This window comes from Legionella waltersii, from assembly GCF_001468085.1.
Lineage (GTDB): Bacteria > Pseudomonadota > Gammaproteobacteria > Legionellales > Legionellaceae > Legionella > Legionella waltersii.
Window position 1 is genome coordinate 236,898 of the sequence record NZ_LNZB01000036.1, and the last position, 2,881, is coordinate 239,778.

The following is a 2,881-nucleotide window of genomic DNA, read 5'->3' on the forward strand; positions in this document are numbered from 1 at the left end:
CATCGATTTTGCCATTCAAAATAACTCAGATTATATGGTCAAGACAATCAGCCAATTAGTACAAGTTAGCTTCACACATTACTGCGCTTCCACACCTTGCCTATCAACGTCGTAGTCTTCAACGGGCTTCATGGGAAAACTCATCTTGAGGGAGGCTTCCCGCTTAGATGCTTTCAGCGGTTATCCCGTCCGAACTTAGCTACCCGGCGATGCCACTGGCGTGACAACCGGTACACCAGAGGTTCGTCCACTCCGGTCCTCTCGTACTAGGAGCAGCTCCTCTCAATTTTCCTACGCCCACGGCAGATAGGGACCGAACTGTCTCACGACGTTCTAAACCCAGCTCGCGTACCACTTTAAATGGCGAACAGCCATACCCTTGGGACCTGCTTCAGCCCCAGGATGTGATGAGCCGACATCGAGGTGCCAAACACCGCCGTCGATATGAACTCTTGGGCGGTATCAGCCTGTTATCCCCGGAGTACCTTTTATCCGTTGAGCGATGGCCCTTCCATTCAGAACCACCGGATCACTAAGACCTACTTTCGTACCTGCTCGAGCCGTCACTCTCGCAGTCAAGCACCCTTATGCCTTTACACTCTTGGTACGATGTCCGACCGTACCGAGGGTACCTTTGTGCTCCTCCGTTACTCTTTGGGAGGAGACCGCCCCAGTCAAACTACCCATCATACACTGTCCTCATCCAGGATTACTGGACCAAGTTAGAACCTCAATAACAACAGGGTGGTATTTCAAGGTTGGCTCCATGAGAACTAGCGTCCTCACTTCATTGCCTCCCACCTATCCTACACAGTTATCATCAAAGTCCAGTGCAAAACTATAGTAAAGGTTCACGGGGTCTTTCCGTCTAGCCGCGGGTACACTGCATCTTCACAGCGATTTCAATTTCACTGAGTCTCGGGTGGAGACAGTGTGGCCATCGTTACGCCATTCGTGCAGGTCGGAACTTACCCGACAAGGAATTTCGCTACCTTAGGACCGTTATAGTTACGGCCGCCGTTTACCGGGGCTTCGATCAAGAGCTTCTCCGAAGATAACCCCATCAATTAACCTTCCGGCACCGGGCAGGCGTCACACCCTATACGTCTTCTTACGAATTTGCAGAGTGCTGTGTTTTTATTAAACAGTCGCAGCCACCTGGTCTCTGCGGCCCTCAGTCGCTTCATTACGCACGGTAATTAACAACCAAGGGCGTACCTTCTCCCGAAGTTACGGTACCATTTTGCCTAGTTCCTTCACCCGAGTTCTCTCAAGCGCCTTAGTATTCTCTACCTGTCCACCTGTGTCGGTTTGCGGTACGGTTCTCTATAAGTTATGGCTAGCAGCTTTTCCTGGAAGCCGAGCATCAATGACTTCTCTGTACCCCGAAAGGTCAGAACCACTTCGGACCTCAGTGTCATGCTGAACCGGATTTGCCTAGTCCAACCACCTACATCCAAGTACCAGGACAACCAACGCCTGGCTCATCTAGCTTTCTTCGTCCCCACTTCACCACTTATAAAAAGTCCAGGAATATTAACCTGGTTCCCATCGACTACGCTTTTCAGCCTCGCCTTAGGGGCCGACTCACCCTGCTCCGATTAACGTCGTGCAGGAAACCTGGGACTTCCGGCGTGAGGGCTTTTCACCCTCATTATCGTTACTCATGTCAGCATTCGCACTTCTGATACCTCCAGCAGACTTCTCAGTCCACCTTCATCAGCCTACAGAACGCTCCCCTACCACGTGCGCCTTCGCGCACATCCGCAGCTTCGGTGTATAGTTTTAGCCCCGTTACATCTTCCGCGCAGGCCGACTCGACCAGTGAGCTATTACGCTTTCTTTAAAGGGTGGCTGCTTCTAAGCCAACCTCCTGGCTGTCTATGCCTTCCCACATCGTTTCCCACTTAACTATAACTTTGGGACCTTAGCTGGCGGTCTGGGTTGTTTCCCTCTTCACGACGGACGTTAGCACCCGCCGTGTGTCTCCCGTGATTCAATTAGCCGGTATTCGGAGTTTGCATCGGTTTGGTAAGCCATGACAGCCCCCTAGCCGAAACAGTGCTCTACCCCCAGTAATCATTCACGAGGCGCTACCTAAATAGCTTTCGGGGAGAACCAGCTATCTCCGGGCTTGATTAGCCTTTCACTCCTAGTCACACGTCATCCGATAATTTTTCAACATTACCCGGTTCGGACCTCCAGTTGGTGTTACCCAACCTTCATCCTGCACATGACTAGATCGCCCGGTTTCGGGTCTACTCCCAGCGACTCGCGCCCTATTCAGACTCGATTTCTCTACGGCTTCCTTATTCAGTTAACCTCGCCACTGAAAGTAACTCGCTGACCCATTATACAAAAGGTACGCAGTCACACGTCCGAAAACATGCTCCCACTGCTTGTACGCAAACGGTTTCAGGTTCTATTTCACTCCCCTCTCCGGGGTTCTTTTCGCCTTTCCCTCACGGTACTGGTTCACTATCGGTCAGTAAGTAGTATTTAGCCTTGGATGATGGTCCACCCATCTTCAACCAGGATTACACGTGTCCCGGCCTACTTCTTCGCATGCCTAGTTCCTGATGATTCCTTCGTATACGGGGCTTTAACCCTCTACGGCCGACCTTCCCAAATCGTTCTACTCACAATCACCATAAATCATGCCAGGCTCTTCCCCGTTCGCTCGCCGCTACTCAGAGAATCTCTTTTGATTTCTTTTCCTTCGGGTACTTAGATGTTTCAGTTCCCCGAGTTCGCTTCTACAACCTATGTATTCAGTTGCAGATGACTGTATCACTACAGCCGGGTTCCCCCATTCGGACATCTATGGCTCAATGCTCGTTTCCAGCTCCCCATAGCTTTTCGCAGGATTCCACGTCCTTCT

General features: G+C 51.2%; 1 rRNA gene (running past one end of the window). It reads right to left on the reverse strand.

The window, feature by feature from the left end:
* Nucleotides 1-36 precede the first annotated feature (36 nt).
* Nucleotides 37-2,881: ribosomal RNA gene (locus Lwal_RS07295) — 23S ribosomal RNA — on the reverse strand; it runs 58 nt beyond the window's last position.